The following is an 18,776-nucleotide window of genomic DNA, read 5'->3' as shown; positions in this document are numbered from 1 at the left end:
AGAAGATAAAGTTTTGAGGTTTTGAGATGGATGATAATAAAAGCAAAGCGTTGCAAGCTGCGTTAAGCCAAATTGAAAAACAATTTGGTAAAAATACAGTAATGCGCTTAGGCGATAATACGGTACTAGCAGTTGAAGCTGTTTCTACAGGTTCTCTAACGCTAGATATCGCATTAGGGATTGGCGGATTACCTAAAGGCCGTATCATCGAAATTTACGGTCCAGAATCATCAGGTAAAACCACCATGACATTGCAAGCCATTGCACAATGTCAAAAAACTGGCGGTACATGTGCCTTTATCGATGCTGAGCATGCATTAGATCCTGAATATGCGCGCAAGCTAGGCGTAGATATTGATAACCTACTGGTTTCTCAACCAGACAATGGCGAACAAGCCTTAGAAATCGCAGACATGCTCGTTCGCTCGGGTGCGATTGACATGATCGTTGTCGACTCGGTTGCTGCCCTTACTCCAAAAGCAGAAATTGAGGGTGAAATGGGCGACTCTCACATGGGCTTACAAGCGCGTTTGATGAGTCAGGCTTTACGTAAAATCACAGGTAATGCAAAACGTTCGAACTGCATGGTGATCTTCATTAACCAAATTCGTATGAAGATTGGTGTAATGTTTGGTAGCCCTGAAACCACAACAGGTGGTAATGCGCTTAAATTCTATGCCTCTATTCGCTTAGACATTCGTCGTATCGGTGCAGTCAAAGAAGGCGATGAAATTACAGGTAATGAAACGAGAGTCAAAGTTGTTAAAAACAAAATGGCGCCACCTTTTAGAGAAGCTGTTTTCCAGATCATGTATGGTAAAGGTACCAACCAATTGGGTGAACTCGTTGATCTAGCGGTTCAACAAGAAATTGTCCAAAAAGCTGGTGCATGGTATTCATACAAAGGCAATAAGATCGGTCAAGGTAAGAATAACGTGATTCGTCATTTTGAAGAAAATCCGCTTATCGCTCAAGAAATTGAAAAGCTTATTCGTGAATTGCTTTTAACCAAGAATAATGAAGCAGTGCAACCTGAAGATGAAAAAGAACCCGATTTGTTAGAAAGCTAAGCCAGAACGCCCTTCGGGGCGTTTTTATTTCAGAGGAAAGAATGTTTAACACCCATAAATCTGATAAGCCTAAAACCCTCACAGGACAAAGACTTCGTTCATACGCCTTTGCACTGCTGACTCGCCGCGATTATTCCCAAGCCGAGCTGATTGAGCGACTCAATCGATATGCAGCCAACCCCGAAGAAGTGAATGATTTAGTTGCAGAATTAGCACAACAAAACTATCAGAGTGATCAACGTGTCGCTGAACTCACACTTGCAAGCCAAATTCGAAAAGGGAAAGGTTTACAACGCATCAAACAGGCGTTAAAAAGCAAACAACTTGATGCCGAACTGATTACAGATGAATTAAGAGAGGTTGACTGGCTCGAACAAGCCTACCAACTAAAGATCAAAAAATTTGGGCAAGAAATTGCGAAGGACCCCAAAGTCAAGGCAAAGCAGATTCGTTTTTTACAGTATCGAGGTTTTGATATGGATGTGATTCTAAAAGCGATTGCTCGAACGAGCGAAGAAGAATAATTAGATATAAAATGGTGGCAACCCTACCAGCATGACTTCGGCACATCATAATTCTACTACCGTTGCTACCTTCCGGTCCTGGCGGGGTTCGTAGAGTACAATTGCGAAGCTACCAGCAGGGCTACCATTGCAAGACAAAGTATAGAGATTTTTATGTCAGTTGCAAGACTTGTCTCTGTTTTTCAGTGAGTTTTTAGTTCAACCGCCTAATTCCTCATCAATTACAATCCCATTAATGATCTATTTTTAAAAGATGTACAAACATTGAACAACAATAAACCAATTCCCGCTAAAAGTGCTTGAAGATTGTAAATGCTTATTGCATTTAAGCGAGTTGCTGTTTTAATGACTTAATCAGAACGTATATATGCTGTGCTACACGTAAAGAGTGAAGACTTGTTCGCCCACAGCTTTATTTTTCAACTTAATGGATAAATTTTCATGCTAAAAAAGCATTCTGTACTTTTTGTTGCCTTACTCAGCAGTGCACATTTATATGCCAATGTCCCAATTGAATCTCGAGCATTAAGCCAACAGACTGCCAATAATGGCAATACCGCAAACTCAGGTTCAAACTTAAATTGGGATCTCATTCAGAAAAATCAAAGACTCGAAGAAGAAGTCCGTAAATTACGCGGCCAACTCGAAGAGCATGATAATGCGATCGAACAACTCAAAAAAGAACTCACAAATCGCTATACCGATTTAGACCAACGCTTGGAATTACTGTCTCAGAAGATTGATCCTCCTGAGGAACATGCAGATGAGGCTATTGATGCTTCACAACCAGTTTCGAATACTATTGTGGCAAGCACACCTGTTGAAGCACAGCCTCAACCCAGTACGGCAGCTGCGAATATCAATGCAAACAATCAACTAGAATTAGAAAAAGCCGCGTATACGGTGGCGCTAGATGCATACAAACAAGGTGGCGCGAAACAAGCTATTCAACCGATGCAGAATTTCATTAAAAATCATCCAAACGGAATTTATATTGGGAATGCATATTTTTGGTTGGCTGAATTTTATTTAGCAATTACCCCAGCCAACTATACCGCAGCTAAACAAAACTATAATACCGTCGTAAATAAATATCCAAACTCTGCGAGAGCCTCACGTGCATTGTATCAACTGTATAGCATCGCAACTGAAGTCGATAAAAATACAGCACAAGCAAATCAGTATAAAACCAAGTTGTTGGCTCAATACCCGCAATCAGAAGAAGCTAAATTTATTCAAAAGAAATAATTTTCAACTCTGCATAAAAAAAGCCAGTTCAATGAACTGGCTTTTTTGCTTCAATCAAACTTATTTGATTTCCGCTTGTGATTTTAAATACTCAGTGTAATCTTCCAAAATTTGTTGCCCGCGGAACTGTTGATAAAGTTGCTTCAACTCTTTCAACTCTTTTTCTGGCAAACTACTTGCTACACTACTATCTACTTTTGAAACCGCAACGATCACCAACTCATTTGGCAGCTTAGTCGTTGTTGCAGACCACATCCCCTCTTTGCTCGGTGCTGCAAGACTAAATGCAGCACGCTCAATCGCACGTTTCAAACCTTGGGAACGCGCAAAAGTACCTGCATTTTCAAAAGAAACTTTTGATTTTGCAATAACATTAACGGCTGGTTGAGCCTTGAAATCGGCTAAGGTCGTCGCAACTTTTGCTTGTGCTGCTTTATAAGCCTTCTCTTCAATCACTTTGCTTTTCACAGCAGCTGTGACCTGTGTCAATGGCTTTGTGCCCGCTGGATGATAATTCCGAACTTTAATCCAAATAGTATCGCCATTCGCCAATTGAATATTAGATGAGGCATTGCGATCACCATTTTTCACATCATCGCTGAACAATTTTGCTTTGACATTTAAATCACTTAAAACTGGATTTTGTGTTGCTAGAGTCACTGTATTTGCAGATTCGATACGTGCACCTTTAATCTCTTGCGCAACCACATCTAAGGAGTCGCCCCCTACAACCATTTCATTTAAGTTGTTCACGGTATCGCTAAACAAATTAGCAACTTTCGTCTTTTCAACTTCTGCTGTTAAACGTGCTTTTTCAGATTCAAATGATGGAACTTTTGCTTCTGGCGCGTTGGTCTCAATAATATGATAACCATATTGAGTTTTCACAGGTTTAGAAATTTGACCATTCTTCAGGGCATTTACGGCACCGTCAAAATCAGCCGAGAAAGCACCAGGTGCATAAGATTCAACTAAACCACCTTGCGACTTTGAGCTAGGATCATCAGAGAATTGTGCTGCAGCTTGAGCAAATGTCATCCCTGCTTGGATTTTTGCATAAACGTCATTCGCAAGCTTTTGAGCAGCAGCATCACCACGCTCGTCCGCTGTAATCAAAATATGTTTAACTTCACGCTGTACATCTTTTTGTTGTTTTTCCACAAACGCCGCATAAGCCTGTTGTAAATCAGTCTCTGTTACAGCCAAATTTGCTTGAGGCAATAAAGCTGGGCTTAAAACAACATAATCAACATCCACACTTGCAACTTGCTTAAATTCATTTTTATGCTTGTTGTAGTAATCAGTGATTTCTTGATTAGTGGCTGTTATCCCTTTTTTGTAGTCATCTAATTTGATACTTGCTAAATGTAAAGTACGCTGTTCCGTTTGTAAATTAGCAAGTTGCTGTAAATCAGACTTGCTTACCAATGCATATTCCATTAATGATGAAGAAATCATTTTCAAAGCATGATCTTGGCGCAGACTTGCAATCAACCCCTGATTGGTCATACCTGCAGAGCGTAAATAGTTTTCGTATAATTTTTGAGAAAACTGACCATTTTCTTGAAAACCTGGCTGTTGAGCTAACATTTGCTCGAGTTGCACATCACTTAAAGAGATCCCTAACTTATCTGCTTGTTGTGACAATAAACTACGAGCAACGAGTGCATCTGATGCTTTTTCTTGGATAACAGGCATATTCAACAGTGACTCATCACCTTGAACCATTGCTAAATATTGATCTTTATAATTTTTGACCGCACTTTCTAATTCTTTATTAGAAATATCCTGACCATTTACCGATTTGGCAACATCTACTTTATTGCCACCACTAAAATATCCTTCAATACCTACAAGTGCTAAAGGGGTCAAAAACAAAACTAATAGGACTTTGCCAAGCCAACCCTTAATGACTGTACGAAATGATTCCATAAGTATTCCAATATTTTATTTCGAGGCAATTTTAACTGAAAAAACAAAGTGAATGAATGCCCAATGAAAATCAAATTAATTTTTTCATTCGATAAATAAAAAACGCACCCAAAATGGTGCGTTTATTGATTTAGAAAGATTACGCAACCGAATCTTTTAAACCCTTACCAGCTTTGAAGCTAGGTACTTTGCTTGCTTTGATTTGAAGCTCTTCACCAGTTTTAGGATTACGACCAGTACGTGCAGCACGTTCTTTTACGCTAAAAGTACCAAAACCGACTAAAGTAACCGTATCACCCTTTTTAAGTGCTTCAGTGATTGATGCGATTGTCGCGTCGAGTGCTTTACCAGCATCCGACTTAGACACTCCCCCTTTCTCAGCGATCGCATCAATTAATTCTGATTTATTCATGATAAAAAATATCCTCTTAATATCGTTTGTTAAGATCCAAGGCTATAGTTTAAAAGGCCATGCAGCCTTTATAGCAATGCTTTAGGGGAGAACGCAATACTAGAAAGACCTTTTAATTAAAATAAATACCGAAATACGACATAAACGGACGAGTTGCTAGCAATTTTTTTACTTTTTATTCAATTTAGCCTTAAGTTGATCATTTTCTTCGATTAAAGCATCAACTTTAATATGAAGTTGCACCAATAACTGTTCAATATGCTGAAGATCCTTTGGTGTGACCAAACCAATTCGATTTAAAGAGTGGTTCACCCCACTATCTAAAATCTTTTCAACCTTATCTTTAGTGTCTGTAACTGATTCTTTGGCTTTCTCAGTGACCTTTCCTACGGTGTTATCAGCAAAATCTACGGTCTTTGACTCTAACTCTTCCCCAACCTTAACCAAAGAGTCAAATAATTTATTTCCTTCTTCTTCTGCGCGAGAAAATGCCCCCAAACCGGCTAACCAAATTTGTTGTGTGTATTTTTTAAAATCAAGCGCTGATTTTTTGGAACTCTTTGATTTTAGCTTAGTTCCCGCCTCTGCTTCTTCACTTACATTTTCTCTATTTGCCTTATCCATGAACCATTACTCCTAAGCACTTTACAAACAACATGTCGTATTTAACCATAAAAATGTTTTTATAATATCAAAAATAGGACTTGATCGTTTTAAAAAACTGTTCTACAAAGCAATATAGTCATGTAAATTGTTTTTAACAGTTGAGTAAGGATACTCAAGTTTACAGACTTTGCTTTTTAGATTAATCAGGTAAGGAAAAAGAGACTTATGAGTGATACGCAACAAAGACATAAACACCCACATTTGTTGCTAAACATTGTCATCATTGTTTTAGAAACTTTTTTCTCTTTCATCCTCACACATGATGCCGCATTACGTTTGCAAGCAAAAAATTTAATTGATCAAAAAATCACGATTCGTATTAACAGCTATATCCCATTCTTTGACTTTTATATTCAATTCACAGAAAAAGGTCTGTTGTTTGATATGAAAGCCCTCGATCGGAAAATAGATTTAGAAATTAATAGCACGCTTATCGATCTGATTAAAATCTTTGTGTTTAACAATCAACGCAGTATTAATAATATGCGTATTTTAGGCGACGCGACACTCGCTGAACAATTTACTGATCTCGTTCCTCACTTTACTTTATCGAGCATCCTGGTTAACTGGAAACAATGGTTGAACACTTTTGGTGATGATGCAGATACTATTGCTTCACAGCATCGGATTGCCCCACTACTCGATAAAATTGACCAACAACGCTCCGAAATCAACACATTACTTGTAGAGGTGAAACAACATCAAAACCGTCTTCTCCGTTTACAAAAACGTCAGCGTTTGATCAATATTAGCTTCGCGGTATTAAGCTTTATTTTCATTGCTTTTTTTGTTTATAATACGTGGATACAATAAATCCAAGCTATTTTACTTTTCACCTGCACAATGGCAATTAAAAAACTTGACTATTTTAGTCGGAATTCATAAAATTTAGACATCTAGTCTAACCATGTGTATCGAATCATGCGCCTTACTACTCGCGGTCGTTACGCAGTGACTGCTCTACTTGATTTAGCTTTGCAGCCAACTGAACAAACGATCACGCTTGCTGAAATAGCAAATCGTCAATCCATCTCAGTCGCTTATTTAGAACAGTTATTCGCAAAACTCAAACGACATGGCTTGGTTTCAAGCGTTCGTGGTGCAAATGGCGGATATCATCTTGCTCGCAAAGCAAGTGAAATCACAGTACTAGCAATTATTGAAGCTGTAAATGAAACTGTCGATGCAACACGTTGTGACCATAAAGGCAACTGCCAAAATGGTGCAATGTGTCTAACGCACGACTTATGGCAAGAACTCTCCCACCATATTGCCGATTATCTTGCAAAAATCACCCTTGCCGATCTAATCGCTCGTGACAACGTGCAAACCGTTGCAGTCCGTCAAAATTCAGCAAGTTTAGATTCAGCCCTTCTATCGGTTACAGGTATTTGACATGAAACGTCCAATTTATCTTGATTACGCAGCAACCACTCCCGTACTTCCTGAAGTTGCGGAACGTATGATGGAATGCTTAACCTTCGAAGGGTCTTTCGGTAACCCTGCTTCACGTTCGCATGCCTATGGTTGGCAGGCTGAAGAAAAAGCTGAATATGCACGTGAGCAAGTTGCGAATTTAATCAAAGCAGATCCACGCGAAATCGTTTGGACTTCAGGTGCAACTGAATCAGACAACTTGGCTCTAAAAGGCATTGCCCAGTTTTACGGCTCAAGAGGCAAACACATCATCACAAGTAAAATCGAACACAAAGCAGTGTTGGATCCTTGTCGTGAACTTGAAGAACAAGGTTTTGAAATCACCTATTTAGAACCCGAACCACGCACGGGTTTAATTACCCCTGAAATGGTTCAGGCTGCTTTACGCCCAGATACGATTCTTGTCTCATTGATGATGGTCAATAACGAAATTGGTACAGTAACAGACGTTGCTGCGATCGGTGAATTGACACGTGCCAACAAAACCTTTTTCCATGTTGATGCGGCTCAAGCAGCAGGTAAAGTTGAAATTGATCTTTCAACAATGAAAATCGATTTGATGAGTTTCTCAGCACACAAAATTTATGGTCCTAAAGGTATTGGTGCACTCTTCGTTCGCCGTAGTCCACGTGTTCGCCTTAAAGCACAAGTGCACGGTGGCGGTCATGAGCGCGGTATGCGTTCAGGTACTTTAGCGACACATCAAATTGTGGGTATGGGTGAAGCTTTTGAAATTGCGGGCAAAAACCTGCAAGCAGAACAAACACGTATTCGTCAGCTCCGTGACAAGTTATGGAATGGTTTACAAGACCTTGAACAAGTCTTTTTAAATGGTCACCAAACTCAAAGCGTTGCAAATTATTTAAATGTCAGCTTCAACTTTGTTGAAGGTGAATCCCTGATGATGGCACTAAAAGATGCAGCTGTTTCAAGTGGTTCTGCTTGTACCTCTGCAACACTAGAACCATCATACGTTTTACGTGCTTTAGGTTTATCAGATGAGTTAGCACATAGTTCAATCCGTTTTAGTTTTGGTAAATACACAACTGAAGCAGATATTGACCACGTGTTAACAATTACCAAAGCTGCTGTTGAGAAATTACGTGAACTTTCTCCGCTTTGGGATATGTATAAAGAAGGTATTGACCTTTCTACAGTTGAGTGGGCTGAACACTAATTCATTGAACTTACAATTGAAAAACGTGTTTTAACCCTCATATTAATATTAGGCTGACCCCGAGGTTTGGAGAAGCAACATGGCTTATAGCGAAAAGGTAATTGATCATTACGAAAATCCTCGTAATGTTGGTGTTTTAGACAAAAATGCAGAAAATGTAGGTACAGGTATGGTTGGCGCACCAGCGTGCGGCGATGTCATGCGTTTACAAATTCAAGTCGATGATAATGGTGTCATTGAAGAAGCTCGCTTTAAAACTTATGGTTGTGGTTCTGCGATCGCATCAAGCTCTCTTGTAACCGAATGGTTAAAAGGCAAGACGCTAGATGAAGCTCAAGCAATCAAAAATATTGATATTGCTACTGAGTTAGCACTTCCTCCAGTAAAAGTACACTGTTCTGTATTGGCTGAAGATGCGATTAAAGCTGCGATTGAAGATTATCGCGGCAAAAAAGTTAAAGCTTAATTGATGACCGATCAAACATTGGAGTTTTCATGATCCATTTAACTGAAAATGCTGCGACTCATATCAGCAATTACCTCAAAAATAGAGGTAAAGGTGAAGGCATTCGTGTTGGTGTGAAAACTTCAGGTTGTTCTGGTTTGGCGTATGTGCTCGAATTTGTTGATAACATAGACACACATGATCAAATTTTTGAACAATCTGGCGTTAAAGTTTTTGTTGATCCTAAAAGCCTAGTATATCTCGATGGTCTAGAAATGGACTATGTGAAAAACGGCTTAAATGAAGGCTTTGAGTTTAGCAACCCAAATCAAAAAGGTGAATGTGGCTGCGGTGAATCATTTACTGTTTAACCACACGCTCCTTTCTTTCTTCTCGTCAAAACAGTGTGTTCCGCACTGTTTTAACGTATTTAACAATAGCGGAATTCATCTCCCATGAATCATTTTGAGTTGTTCTTATTACCCGAAGCACTCGATATAGATTTAGCAGCTTTAAAAAAACAGTTTTTAAGTTTGCAACAGCAATATCATCCAGATAAAACGAGTGATAAAGATCAAGCTTTGATCAAGTCAAGCGACATCAATCAAGCGTATAAAGTTTTATCACACGTTGATAGCCGCGCTGCGTATTTGCTCGCCTTAAAAAAGCAGGATCATCATCTTGATCAATCCATCAATGATTTTGAGTTCTTACAATCTGCACTGGAAATGCGTGAGCAACTCGATGAAGCAACATCGACAGATCAACTCCACACCTTAAAAATAGATGTTCAACAGTGGATTGATAGCTTAGTACGCGAGTTTAAAATTGATTATGCAGACGAAGATTGGGCTGAGGCACGCGATACTGTACGTAAGCTACGTTTCTTTCAACGTGTTATGAATGATATTGATAAAGCTGAAGATCGCATGTTCGACGCAGAAGATAGCTTCGATTTAGACGATGATTTTTAGTCCGCTTTAACCGATTATTTTCAAGGGATAACTCACGCATGGCACTTTTGCAAATTGCTGAACCTGGTCAATCTACTGCCCCGCATCAACATCGTATCGCGATTGGCATTGACTTAGGGACAACCCACTCTTTAGTGGCGACAGTGCTATCGGGAAAACCGAAAGTTCTACAAGATGAAAAAAATAGAGTGTTATTACCCTCTATTGTTCATTATGCAAAGGATATAACAACGTTTGGTTATGAAGCCAAACCCTTTATGATGACCGATCCCAAAAACACTATCGTTTCAGTTAAACGATTTATGGGACGCTCACAATCCGATATTAAATTTCAGCACCCTTATACGCTTGTTGGTGCTGACAATGAAATGCCAGCTTTTGAAACACCAGCGGGTCGTAAAACCCCTGTTGAAATTTCTGCTGAAATTTTACAACAACTCAAACAACGTGCCGAAGCAAGTTTCAATAATCCAGTGAATGGTGCTGTCATCACTGTTCCAGCTTATTTTGATGAAGCACAACGTCAAGCAACCCGTGATGCAGCCGAACTGGCAGGTCTGAATGTTTTACGCTTGTTGAACGAACCCACTGCCGCTGCCGTTGCTTACGGCCTTGATCAAGAAACCAATTTGAGTACTGATCGTAACTATGTGATTTACGATTTAGGTGGTGGTACATTTGATGTATCTATCTTGCGTTTTTCACAAGGTGTATTTGAAGTATTAGCGACCGGTGGACACACTGCATTAGGCGGAGATGACCTAGACCGTCTCATCGTGAAATGGGCAAAAAAACAACTCAACATTGAGACACTCAATGATGAAGAATATGCCGTTTTCATTGTTGCTGCTCGCCAAGCAAAAGAATATTTAACAGACCACGATTCTGCTGAATTAAAACTATTAGATGACCGTTTAACTTTAGATCGTTCGACTTTTGAATCAATCATTCAAGTAGCACTCGATAAAACTATAAGTGTATGCAAACGCGTTCTACGTGATGCAAAACTTAAATTAGATGATATTGAAAACGTGGTTTTAGTCGGCGGCTCAACACGTTCTTATGCTGTTAAAAAAGCAGTAGCTGAACTGTTTGAACGTGAACCTTTGTGCACAATTAACCCTGACGAAGTTGTTGCGATCGGTGCATCGATTACAGCCAATCAACTAATTGGAAATAGCCAGGATGGTTCACTCCTGCTGGATGTGACACCCCTTTCTCTTGGTTTAGAAACCATGGGTGGCTTAGTCGAACGCTTAATCTCACGTAACACTGCGATTCCAGTGGCTCGCCGTCAAGAGTTCACCACCTATCAAGATGGTCAAACAGCAATGTTAATTCATGTTGTACAAGGTGAGCGTGATTTAGTAGAACACTGTCGTTCATTAGGGCGATTTGTTTTACATGGCATTCCACCAATGACAGCTGGTCAAGCCCGCATTGAGGTGACTTTCCAAGTGGATGCAGATGGACTTCTGACCGTATCCGCAAAAGAAACCACATCTGGCGTTCAAGCTAAAATTGACATCAAACCTTCGTATGGTTTGTCATCAACAGATACCGAACGCTTACTCATAGAAGGTTTCCAACATGCCGAAGAAGATAAACAACTCCGCCATTTGCAAGAAACCAAAGTTGAGGCACAGCGTGAGCTAGAAGCTTTAGAACAAGCTTTAAAAGCAGATACGGATTTATTAACGCAGCAACAAGCTCGTGATTTAATCCTAGCCGCTGAAGCTTTAAAAGTTCGTCTTGAAACCAATGAACTTGAAGCGATAGAAACTGCTGTTCAACAACTTAAAACTCATAGTGATGCATTTGCTGCACTTCGTATGAACCGACATATTGACCATGCCTTAAAGGGTACAAAACTTGAAGATTGGTCAGACTCAAACTAACGGTATAGGTGATCAATATGCCACGTATTAAAGTTCTCCCTCACGCCCAAATTTGTCCTGAAGGTGCTGAATTTGAAGTCGAACATAATGCCAATTTATGCCAGAGCTTACTCAAGCAAGGTATTAAAATTGAGCACGCATGCGACATGTCATGTGCTTGTACAACTTGTCACGTCGTTGTTCGCAAAGGTTTTGATAGCCTTGAAGAAATGGATGATGTAGAAGCCGATTTACTTGATCGCGCATGGGGTCTTGAACCAGATTCTCGCCTATCATGCCAAGTGGTCATCGTTGATGAAGATTTAGAAATTGAGATTCCTAAATACACCATCAACCATGCTTCGGAAAATCATTAAGTTAATCGCTAAATGATGTAAAAAATCCTCTTTTAAAAGAGGATTTTTTTATTTCTGAAATGAAAAATATGACGAATTGAGCTTTATTGCTTAACTTCATCATCTAGTGTGAGTTTCGGAACACCCTGTGCATTGGTAATTTTTTGATGCGTCTGAATGCGCTCAATCATGGTTTCTAAAATCTCAACCAACTCAGGATATTCATAGTTTTGGACTTCCTCTAGGTTCAAGACCAAATGGAAACCCTTATAATCATAATCAAACCATTTTTGTGTATCAGATTTTTTGCCTGTGAACTTTTCCATCACTTGCCAAGTTTTAACAGGTCCTTGAATTCCTTTTAAGTAGATCGGAACTTTAGGCACACAAAGAAATTCACTTTTGATGAGTTGATGTGTGTCATCGGCAATAAGGATCTCGTCAACTTCTGCGGCAGATTGTAATCGTGATGCCAAATTCACATCGCGTCCGACGATAGTATACGCCATACGATGTGATGCACCATAATTGCCTACGTGGCAATACCCTGTACTTATTCCCATGCGTATATGAAGTGCTGGATAGCCCATTTTCTTCCATCGCTCACGCAACAATTTCATTTGTTGACGCATCGCAATCGCCATTTCCACACAAGATTTTGCATCTTGTTCTGTACCTTGCGAGTTCGGATCACCAAAGAAAATGAGAATGGCATCTCCCATAAACTTATCTACAGTTGCTTCATATTGTTTAGCGATTTCAGTCATATGACTTAAATAGTCATTGAGTAAAAAAGCCAAATCATCTGGAATAAGCGTTTCTGACAGTTCAGTAAAACCTTGTATATCAGAGAAGAAAATGGTGAGTTTTTTACGCTTGTATTCAATTTTTGCTTCAGCTTCACCGCGCATAATCGATTGCCACAATTGTAGTGGTGCGTAGCGACTTAACTGGTTTGCGAAAGCGATATAGCGTGTCATTTGATTATGATAATGCTGACGCTGCTGACCCAAGATACTCAAACGACGATGCTGGTAATAATTACCAATCACGATAAAGACCATTAAACCCAACAAACTGACTACGGTTAATTCAGGGTTGGTCGGCTCAAAATATTGCTCAGCGCCGAATATAAAAAAAGTACTAAAATAAAACGTAATAACGCCAATAAGCCCGATTAGACAAGCAATCGGTAAAGAAATCCTATTGTTCAATCCAACATATAATAAGGCAAAGATAATAACAAAGGTTGGAACTAAACTTAAATGAAGTGCAGCAAGAACGATAGAAACAATGATCGCCTCATTGGCAAAAAAAACATTTTTTTCAGTTTTTTTATCGTATTTATATTGCAGCCATTTTTCCAATCGAGGACAAAATAAAAAATAAATTAATAATAAAGGGAGGATATAAAGTTGATAGTTAGCACTCGATGAGGTAAATGTATAAATTACCAAAATTAGTGACAGAATCGAATACCCCATCAAACGATGAAAGTAAGCGAACTGTCTAGGTTCTTTATCAATCAACCTATCTAGCGGCACTCTATCCTCCTTTCTTATTATAGAATACTATTTTTCTTCTATTTTTTAGATCAGTCCATGCGCCAATCGAATGGCATATCACCTTGACCACGCAATGCAAGCATTAATGTTTGGCGCATATGTGCCAATACTTCATTACTGTAAGGAACTGCTGGAGCTCCCCATACAGGTTTAGGCCATGCAACATCATTTTGATAACGCACGACATGATGAAAATGCAATTGAGGTACAACGTTTCCTAAAGCAGCAACATTCATTTTATCCGCACGGAATACACGCGAAAGTTGGCTTGATAACCAGCTTGATTCACGTAAAAACTGTTCCTGATCTGCTTGGCTGAGTTCATATAACTCTGTTACACCTGGCACTCGCGGCACAAGGATCAACCAAGGAAATTGCATATCATTCATTAAACGACATGTTGAAAGCGGGAAATCGCCTACAAAAAATGTATCTTGAGCAAGTTGGGGATGCAAACTAAACATATCTTTATAAATGATGCAGAATAATGATGATCAATACTACCACATCAGTTCTAATGTGAATATTCTAAGTATGCTATTTGATTACAAATAACAATGATTTTCCTCATTTATTAGATAAGGGTTCGATCAAAAAAAGTCGTTAGCTTGCAAAAAACCAAACTTGCTCAATTAATCAACAAATCATGGTTTTCTGTTAGTCATTTATTTCACTTAATAATTTATTCAATAAATCTACAATAAATTGAATACGCTTATCATATTCAGCAAGCTGCACCATAATTTTCAGGCGCTGACCACCTTCCATCCGATAATAAGTCGGATTTTTCTGCATTAATTGAATAATACTAACCGCTTGTACTGGCGTATCAGGTGAAAATTCAACATAGCCTCCATTGCTATTGACATCAACTTTAGTTATCCCAAGTTGTTCAGCTCTTAAGCGGATTTGATGAACGCTAAAGAGTTGCTTAACAGGTTGTGGTGGAATACCAAAACGGTCAATCAATTCCATGCGGATATTATCCAACTTCTCCTGAGTATCGGTATTACTAATACGCTTATAGAACAGCAATCGCTGATGTACATCACCCAAATAATCATCTGGAATGAGTGCTGGCATATGCAGATTAATCTCAGCAGTCAACGACAACGGCGCATCAAAGTTTGGCGTTTTACCTTTTTGAATTGCTTTGGTCGCTTTTTCAAGCATTTCCATATACAAACTATATCCAATGGCGTGCATTGAACCACTTTGCTGTTCCCCGAGCAGTTCACCCGCGCCACGAATTTCCAAATCCTCTGTCGCCAGCATAAAACCAGCACCCAAAGTCGAGGCGCGCTGAATCGCATCCAAACGCTTTTCTGCATCACCTTTTAAGTGTTTCAGTGAAGGTACAAGTAAATAAGCATAAGCTTGATGATGCGAACGACCAACACGTCCTCGCAACTGGTGTAATTGTGCTAAACCTAACTTATCTGCACGTTCGATGATAATCGTATTGGCATTTGGGACATCGATCCCTGTTTCAATAATCGTCGAGCAAACTAAAACGTTGTATTCTTTGTGATAAAACTGCTGCATGATTTGTTCAAGTTCACGTTCTCGCATTTGTCCATGCGCGACTGCGACACGAGCCTCAGGTACTAAGGTACGAATGGTTTCTGCTGCGCGCTCAATACTTTCCACTTCATTGTGCAGAAGATAGACCTGCCCCCCACGTAACAACTCACGTAAGATTGCTTCTTTGATTGAGTCATCGGTATGTTCTTGTACGAAGGTTTTGACCGCTAGACGGCGTGCAGGAGGCGTGGCAATAATTGATAAATCCCGCATGCCCGAAAAGGCCATGTTAAGCGTACGTGGAATCGGCGTTGCCGTTAAAGTCAGCATATCGACATCAGCACGCAAAGCCTTGATTCGCTCTTTGTCTCGAACACCAAAGCGATGTTCTTCATCCACAATCATCAAACCTAAATTATTAAATTGGATATTTTCTTGAAGAATCTTATGTGTACCAACCACAATATCGACTTTACCATCCGCCAAATCTTCGATGATTTTTAAGTGGGTTTTGTTACTGCCAAAACGAGATAAAACCTCAATTCTGACGGCAGTATCGGCAAAGCGATCCTTAAATGATTCAAAATGCTGTTGCGCCAATAATGTGGTCGGTACCAATACAGCAACTTGTTTGCCATTTTGAACAGCAACAAAGGCCGCTCGCATTGCAACTTCGGTTTTACCAAAACCAACATCACCACACACTAGCCGATCCATCGGTTTAGCCAGTTGCATATCATGCAATGTGGCATCAATGGCATTGGCTTGATCCAACGTTTCTTCATAAGCAAAACCACTGGAAAATTGCATATACGCTGTTTGATCAAGTTCAAATGCAAAACCTGGTTTAGCTTGACGACGGGCCTGAATATGTAACAACTCAGCAGCTACATCATGAATTTGCTCTAAAGCTTTGCGTTTGGCTTTGCTCCACGTATCTGTACCAATTTTATGTAAAGGCGCAAGATCAGGATCACCACCGCTATAACGACTGATTAAATGTAAATTGGTAACGGGTACATAAATTTTTGCGCTATCAGCATAATCAAGTTGTAAGAACTCATGATCTTGTCGATCAATTTCAAGTGTAATTAATCCTGCATAACGCCCCACACCATGATCAATGTGAACGACTGGTGCGCCAATATTTAACTCAGTCAAACTACGGACTAAAAACTCTTCAGAAACTTCTTGTTGACGTTTTCGACGGCGTTGCACGACACGATGTTCATACAACTGATTTTCTGAAATAACGGTCAATTGATCCGTTAACAATAATCCACGATCTAAAGGTGCATTAGTAATCGCGACACGTAACTTTTCTTTTTGGAATTGAGCAAAACTTTCTACAGTCGTAATCTCACCCAACGCAGAACGTAATGCATCTTTTAAGGTTTCACGACGACCCGCACTTTCAGCCACCAATAAAACAGGATGATTACTTTGATCTACATAGCGTTTGACGGCTTCAAAGGGCTGCTCTTTTTTTGGTTCCACTGCAAGTTTAGTGGGTTGCTCTGCCGCTAAATTAAGTACGCCCGTTTTGTTTTCAAAAGCATCAGCAGAAGCAATAATACGTGGAAGTTGATTCAATGCCTGCAACACATGATTTGGCATCAAGAATAATTCTTCAGGTGGAAGAATAGGTTGATCAATATTGTGACGGCGGTCTTCGTAACGGCGTACGACTTCTTTCCAAAAATTGATTAATTCATCTTCAATTTCATTATTTGTAATGACAATGCAATTCTTTGGTAAGTACGTCGTTAGCATACTTTGTGCTTCCATTATCTTTTTATCAAAAAATAATGGTAAGTAAAACTCCAATCCTGGTGTTGCAATCCCCTCTAATACATCTTGGTAAATGGGATTTTTCTTCGGATTGGCCGTCGGAAAACTTTCCGCATAACGATCTCTAAAAGTAGAGCGCCCTTCTTTTAAAGGAAATTCTTTTGCAGGTAAAACTGTGAAGTTTTTTAAAGATTCAGTCGTTCTTTGGGTTTCGGGATCAAAGAATTTCAGGCTTTCAATTTCATCATCAAAGAGATCTATTCGAATCGGTTGCTCTTGTCCAGACGCAAAAATATCCATGATGCTGCCTCGAACAGCAAACTCACCATGATCATAAACGGTATCGACTAAACGATAACCGGCCTGTACCAGTTGCTTCTTTTGAACCTCTAAATCTAGTTTTTGTCCCACTTTTATATCAAAGTGTTCACCGACCACCCATGAATAAGGCGCGACTCGTTGTGCTAATGTACTAGCGGATACAAGTAAAATGCCCTTTTGTGGCATGTTAGATAAAATCGCCAATCGCTCTGAAACAATATCTTGATGCGGAGACAATCGGTCATAAGGTAAAATTTCCCAGTCCGGGAAAATGATTGGTTTTATGCCATAAAATTCGAGTTCACTTTCTAATTGGGCAAGATGCTGATTATTCCTCGTTACAATCACATATAGATTTGAACTTTGAGTCGCGATTTCTTTAAATAATAGTGCTGCCGACGATCCAAGTAGTGAACCAATCCAGCGTTTTTCGCCTGCTTTGAGTTGTTGTAGGTTTAATTGAGAGATTTCTTGCTGAAACATAGAGAAAATCGTGCAATTTATAATGACAAGTGGCTTATTTTAGCATGATGTTTTTTATGTTGATATGAATCTAGAAAGAAGACTAACTGGATTTATCTTTTAATTTTTTCTCTAGCTGCTGATCCATCAAGCGGAATAATGGTCGGGTTAGATTCATCACAGTAGCTGGAGCAATGTTGAGTAAAACATTTGCAATTGCACCACTGGTACTGGTGATACGATATGATTTATGTTCCACTGCTTTAACGATCCATTCTGCTGCGGTAGATGTGTCTAACATCCGCATATGTTTATAAATTTTTGTTTTAGAGGACATCGGTGTTCTCACCATTGGGAAATATACAATACTCACATCAATCCCTTTCTCACCTAGTTCCATCTCCATCGAACGAGAAAATGACTCTAATGCTGATTTACTAGCCAAATAGGCTGAAAACAATGGGATAGGAACTTGAGTAGACATTGTTGAAATATTGATGACATGCCCACTCCCATTTAAAAGAAAGTGTGGCAATATGCCTAATGTCATAAGTACTGCCGCAAAGTAGTTAATTTGCATGGTACGCTCAAAATCGTGCAAACGATCCAATGCCTGAATAATAGGACGACGTATAGAACGAGCAGCATTATTAATCAACACATCAATTTTCGCATGTTCTTTTAATATCTGTTCAATACAATTTTTTGAAGCATTATCCTCTGTAATATCAGCAGGATAAATCCATGCTTGACCACCACGTTTTTGAATAATCTGCTGAACTCGTTTTAACTCATCTTCACGGCGGGCGATCAGACACATTTTAGCACCTAACAACGCAAGCTGAATGGCAGCCTGTTCACCAATCCCACCCGATGCACCAGTGATTACAATCGTTTTCCCTTTTAAACCCTTCATTCTTTTACCTAATTATTTTCATTACTCTTATATAACTTATCTTGCTTTTCTCAGTTTGACCTAAAGTTATTTTTTTGTT

The 18,776-nt window shown here is 39.4% G+C and carries 18 protein-coding genes and 1 other RNA gene; 11 read left to right on the top strand and 8 right to left on the bottom strand.

Annotated elements, in window-relative coordinates; translation table 11 throughout:
* Positions 1–26: 26 nt before the first annotated feature.
* A complete protein-coding gene (gene recA / locus EXE30_RS12900) occupies positions 27–1,070 on the top strand; it encodes a recombinase RecA (RefSeq protein WP_130162743.1) in 1,044 nt (347 codons plus the stop codon).
* A 41-nt stretch (positions 1,071–1,111) separates the two neighbouring features.
* A complete protein-coding gene (locus EXE30_RS12895) occupies positions 1,112–1,594 on the top strand; it encodes a regulatory protein RecX (protein WP_130162742.1) in 483 nt (160 codons plus the stop codon).
* A 21-nt stretch (positions 1,595–1,615) separates the two neighbouring features.
* On the opposite strand, the gene ffs is transcribed toward EXE30_RS12895, so the two are convergent.
* An RNA gene (ffs, locus tag EXE30_RS12890) (signal recognition particle sRNA small type) lies at positions 1,616–1,712 on the bottom strand.
* Positions 1,713–2,035: 323 nt separating this feature from the next.
* Between ffs and EXE30_RS12885 the strand changes: the two genes are divergently transcribed.
* Positions 2,036–2,842, top strand: coding sequence for a YbgF trimerization domain-containing protein (locus EXE30_RS12885; protein WP_130162741.1), 807 nt, complete (start codon positions 2,036–2,038; stop codon positions 2,840–2,842).
* A 60-nt stretch (positions 2,843–2,902) separates the two neighbouring features.
* Here the strand turns inward: EXE30_RS12885 and EXE30_RS12880 are convergent, their stop codons facing one another.
* The 3 genes from EXE30_RS12880 to EXE30_RS12870 form a co-directional block, all read right to left on the bottom strand.
* Positions 2,903–4,774 carry a SurA N-terminal domain-containing protein gene (locus EXE30_RS12880; RefSeq protein ID WP_130162740.1) on the bottom strand — a complete coding sequence of 624 codons (1,872 nt, stop codon included), beginning with the start codon at positions 4,772–4,774 and terminating at the stop codon, positions 2,903–2,905.
* A 139-nt stretch (positions 4,775–4,913) separates the two neighbouring features.
* Entirely contained in the window at positions 4,914–5,186 is a 273-nt protein-coding gene (locus tag EXE30_RS12875) for an HU family DNA-binding protein (protein ID WP_004639426.1), read from the bottom strand.
* 168 nt (positions 5,187–5,354) lie between these two features.
* Positions 5,355–5,810, bottom strand: coding sequence for a phasin family protein (locus EXE30_RS12870; RefSeq protein WP_130162739.1), 456 nt, complete (start codon positions 5,808–5,810; stop codon positions 5,355–5,357).
* Between the two features lie 207 nt (positions 5,811–6,017).
* Between EXE30_RS12870 and EXE30_RS12865 the strand changes: the two genes are divergently transcribed.
* From EXE30_RS12865 to fdx, 8 genes are all read left to right on the top strand, one after another.
* Entirely contained in the window at positions 6,018–6,665 is a 648-nt protein-coding gene (locus EXE30_RS12865) for a hypothetical protein (protein ID WP_130162738.1), read from the top strand.
* 108 nt (positions 6,666–6,773) lie between these two features.
* The gene (locus EXE30_RS12860; RefSeq protein ID WP_130162737.1) at positions 6,774–7,247 is read left to right on the top strand and encodes an Rrf2 family transcriptional regulator; all 474 of its coding nucleotides are present in this window, start codon (positions 6,774–6,776) and stop codon (positions 7,245–7,247) included.
* A gap of 1 nt (position 7,248) precedes the next feature.
* Positions 7,249–8,466, top strand: a complete 1,218-nt coding sequence (locus tag EXE30_RS12855; protein ID WP_004671590.1) for an IscS subfamily cysteine desulfurase — start codon at positions 7,249–7,251, stop codon at positions 8,464–8,466.
* A gap of 79 nt (positions 8,467–8,545) precedes the next feature.
* The gene (gene iscU / locus EXE30_RS12850) at positions 8,546–8,932 is read left to right on the top strand and encodes a Fe-S cluster assembly scaffold IscU (protein ID WP_130162736.1); all 387 of its coding nucleotides are present in this window, start codon (positions 8,546–8,548) and stop codon (positions 8,930–8,932) included.
* 29 nt (positions 8,933–8,961) lie between these two features.
* Entirely contained in the window at positions 8,962–9,282 is a 321-nt protein-coding gene (gene iscA / locus EXE30_RS12845; protein ID WP_130162735.1) for an iron-sulfur cluster assembly protein IscA, read from the top strand.
* An 84-nt stretch (positions 9,283–9,366) separates the two neighbouring features.
* Positions 9,367–9,885, top strand: coding sequence for a Fe-S protein assembly co-chaperone HscB (gene hscB / locus EXE30_RS12840; RefSeq protein ID WP_130162734.1), 519 nt, complete (start codon positions 9,367–9,369; stop codon positions 9,883–9,885).
* Between the two features lie 38 nt (positions 9,886–9,923).
* Positions 9,924–11,783, top strand: a complete 1,860-nt coding sequence (gene hscA / locus EXE30_RS12835; protein WP_130162733.1) for a Fe-S protein assembly chaperone HscA — start codon at positions 9,924–9,926, stop codon at positions 11,781–11,783.
* A gap of 17 nt (positions 11,784–11,800) precedes the next feature.
* The gene (gene fdx / locus EXE30_RS12830) at positions 11,801–12,139 is read left to right on the top strand and encodes an ISC system 2Fe-2S type ferredoxin (RefSeq protein ID WP_130162732.1); all 339 of its coding nucleotides are present in this window, start codon (positions 11,801–11,803) and stop codon (positions 12,137–12,139) included.
* Between the two features lie 83 nt (positions 12,140–12,222).
* Here the strand turns inward: fdx and EXE30_RS12825 are convergent, their stop codons facing one another.
* From EXE30_RS12825 to EXE30_RS12810, 4 genes are all read right to left on the bottom strand, one after another.
* On the bottom strand, positions 12,223–13,662 hold the full coding sequence (locus EXE30_RS12825; protein WP_130162731.1) for an adenylate/guanylate cyclase domain-containing protein: 1,440 nt from the start codon (positions 13,660–13,662) through the stop codon (positions 12,223–12,225).
* Positions 13,663–13,712: 50 nt separating this feature from the next.
* The gene (locus tag EXE30_RS12820) at positions 13,713–14,147 is read right to left on the bottom strand and encodes an HIT domain-containing protein (protein ID WP_130162730.1); all 435 of its coding nucleotides are present in this window, start codon (positions 14,145–14,147) and stop codon (positions 13,713–13,715) included.
* A 193-nt stretch (positions 14,148–14,340) separates the two neighbouring features.
* On the bottom strand, positions 14,341–17,802 hold the full coding sequence (mfd, locus tag EXE30_RS12815) for a transcription-repair coupling factor (RefSeq protein WP_130162729.1): 3,462 nt from the start codon (positions 17,800–17,802) through the stop codon (positions 14,341–14,343).
* Between the two features lie 82 nt (positions 17,803–17,884).
* On the bottom strand, positions 17,885–18,697 hold the full coding sequence (locus tag EXE30_RS12810) for an SDR family NAD(P)-dependent oxidoreductase (protein ID WP_130162728.1): 813 nt from the start codon (positions 18,695–18,697) through the stop codon (positions 17,885–17,887).
* Positions 18,698–18,776: the final 79 nt, after the last annotated feature.

The sequence above is a fragment of the Acinetobacter halotolerans genome, assembly GCF_004208515.1.
In the GTDB taxonomy this organism is placed as follows: domain Bacteria; phylum Pseudomonadota; class Gammaproteobacteria; order Pseudomonadales; family Moraxellaceae; genus Acinetobacter; species Acinetobacter halotolerans.
Note: the sequence above shows the minus strand (reverse complement) of the source record. Positions and strands in the feature narration are given on the sequence as shown.

Bases quoted from the DNA above. Each gene is read 5' to 3' on its own strand.
- mfd (WP_130162729.1), bottom strand. From the start codon at position 17,802: ATGTTTCAGCAAGAAATCTCTCAATTAAACCTACAACAACTCAAAGCA.
- EXE30_RS12870 (WP_130162739.1), bottom strand. From the start codon at position 5,810: ATGGATAAGGCAAATAGAGAAAATGTAAGTGAAGAAGCAGAGGCGGGA.
- iscA (WP_130162735.1), top strand. From the start codon at position 8,962: ATGATCCATTTAACTGAAAATGCTGCGACTCATATCAGCAATTACCTC.
- EXE30_RS12880 (WP_130162740.1), bottom strand. From the start codon at position 4,774: ATGGAATCATTTCGTACAGTCATTAAGGGTTGGCTTGGCAAAGTCCTA.
- hscA (WP_130162733.1), top strand. From the start codon at position 9,924: ATGGCACTTTTGCAAATTGCTGAACCTGGTCAATCTACTGCCCCGCAT.
- recA (WP_130162743.1), top strand. From the start codon at position 27: ATGGATGATAATAAAAGCAAAGCGTTGCAAGCTGCGTTAAGCCAAATT.
- EXE30_RS12865 (WP_130162738.1), top strand. From the start codon at position 6,018: ATGAGTGATACGCAACAAAGACATAAACACCCACATTTGTTGCTAAAC.
- iscU (WP_130162736.1), top strand. From the start codon at position 8,546: ATGGCTTATAGCGAAAAGGTAATTGATCATTACGAAAATCCTCGTAAT.
- EXE30_RS12855 (WP_004671590.1), top strand. From the start codon at position 7,249: ATGAAACGTCCAATTTATCTTGATTACGCAGCAACCACTCCCGTACTT.
- EXE30_RS12810 (WP_130162728.1), bottom strand. From the start codon at position 18,697: ATGAAGGGTTTAAAAGGGAAAACGATTGTAATCACTGGTGCATCGGGT.
- EXE30_RS12875 (WP_004639426.1), bottom strand. From the start codon at position 5,186: ATGAATAAATCAGAATTAATTGATGCGATCGCTGAGAAAGGGGGAGTG.
- EXE30_RS12860 (WP_130162737.1), top strand. From the start codon at position 6,774: ATGCGCCTTACTACTCGCGGTCGTTACGCAGTGACTGCTCTACTTGAT.
- fdx (WP_130162732.1), top strand. From the start codon at position 11,801: ATGCCACGTATTAAAGTTCTCCCTCACGCCCAAATTTGTCCTGAAGGT.
- EXE30_RS12885 (WP_130162741.1), top strand. From the start codon at position 2,036: ATGCTAAAAAAGCATTCTGTACTTTTTGTTGCCTTACTCAGCAGTGCA.
- EXE30_RS12895 (WP_130162742.1), top strand. From the start codon at position 1,112: ATGTTTAACACCCATAAATCTGATAAGCCTAAAACCCTCACAGGACAA.
- hscB (WP_130162734.1), top strand. From the start codon at position 9,367: ATGAATCATTTTGAGTTGTTCTTATTACCCGAAGCACTCGATATAGAT.
- EXE30_RS12820 (WP_130162730.1), bottom strand. From the start codon at position 14,147: ATGTTTAGTTTGCATCCCCAACTTGCTCAAGATACATTTTTTGTAGGC.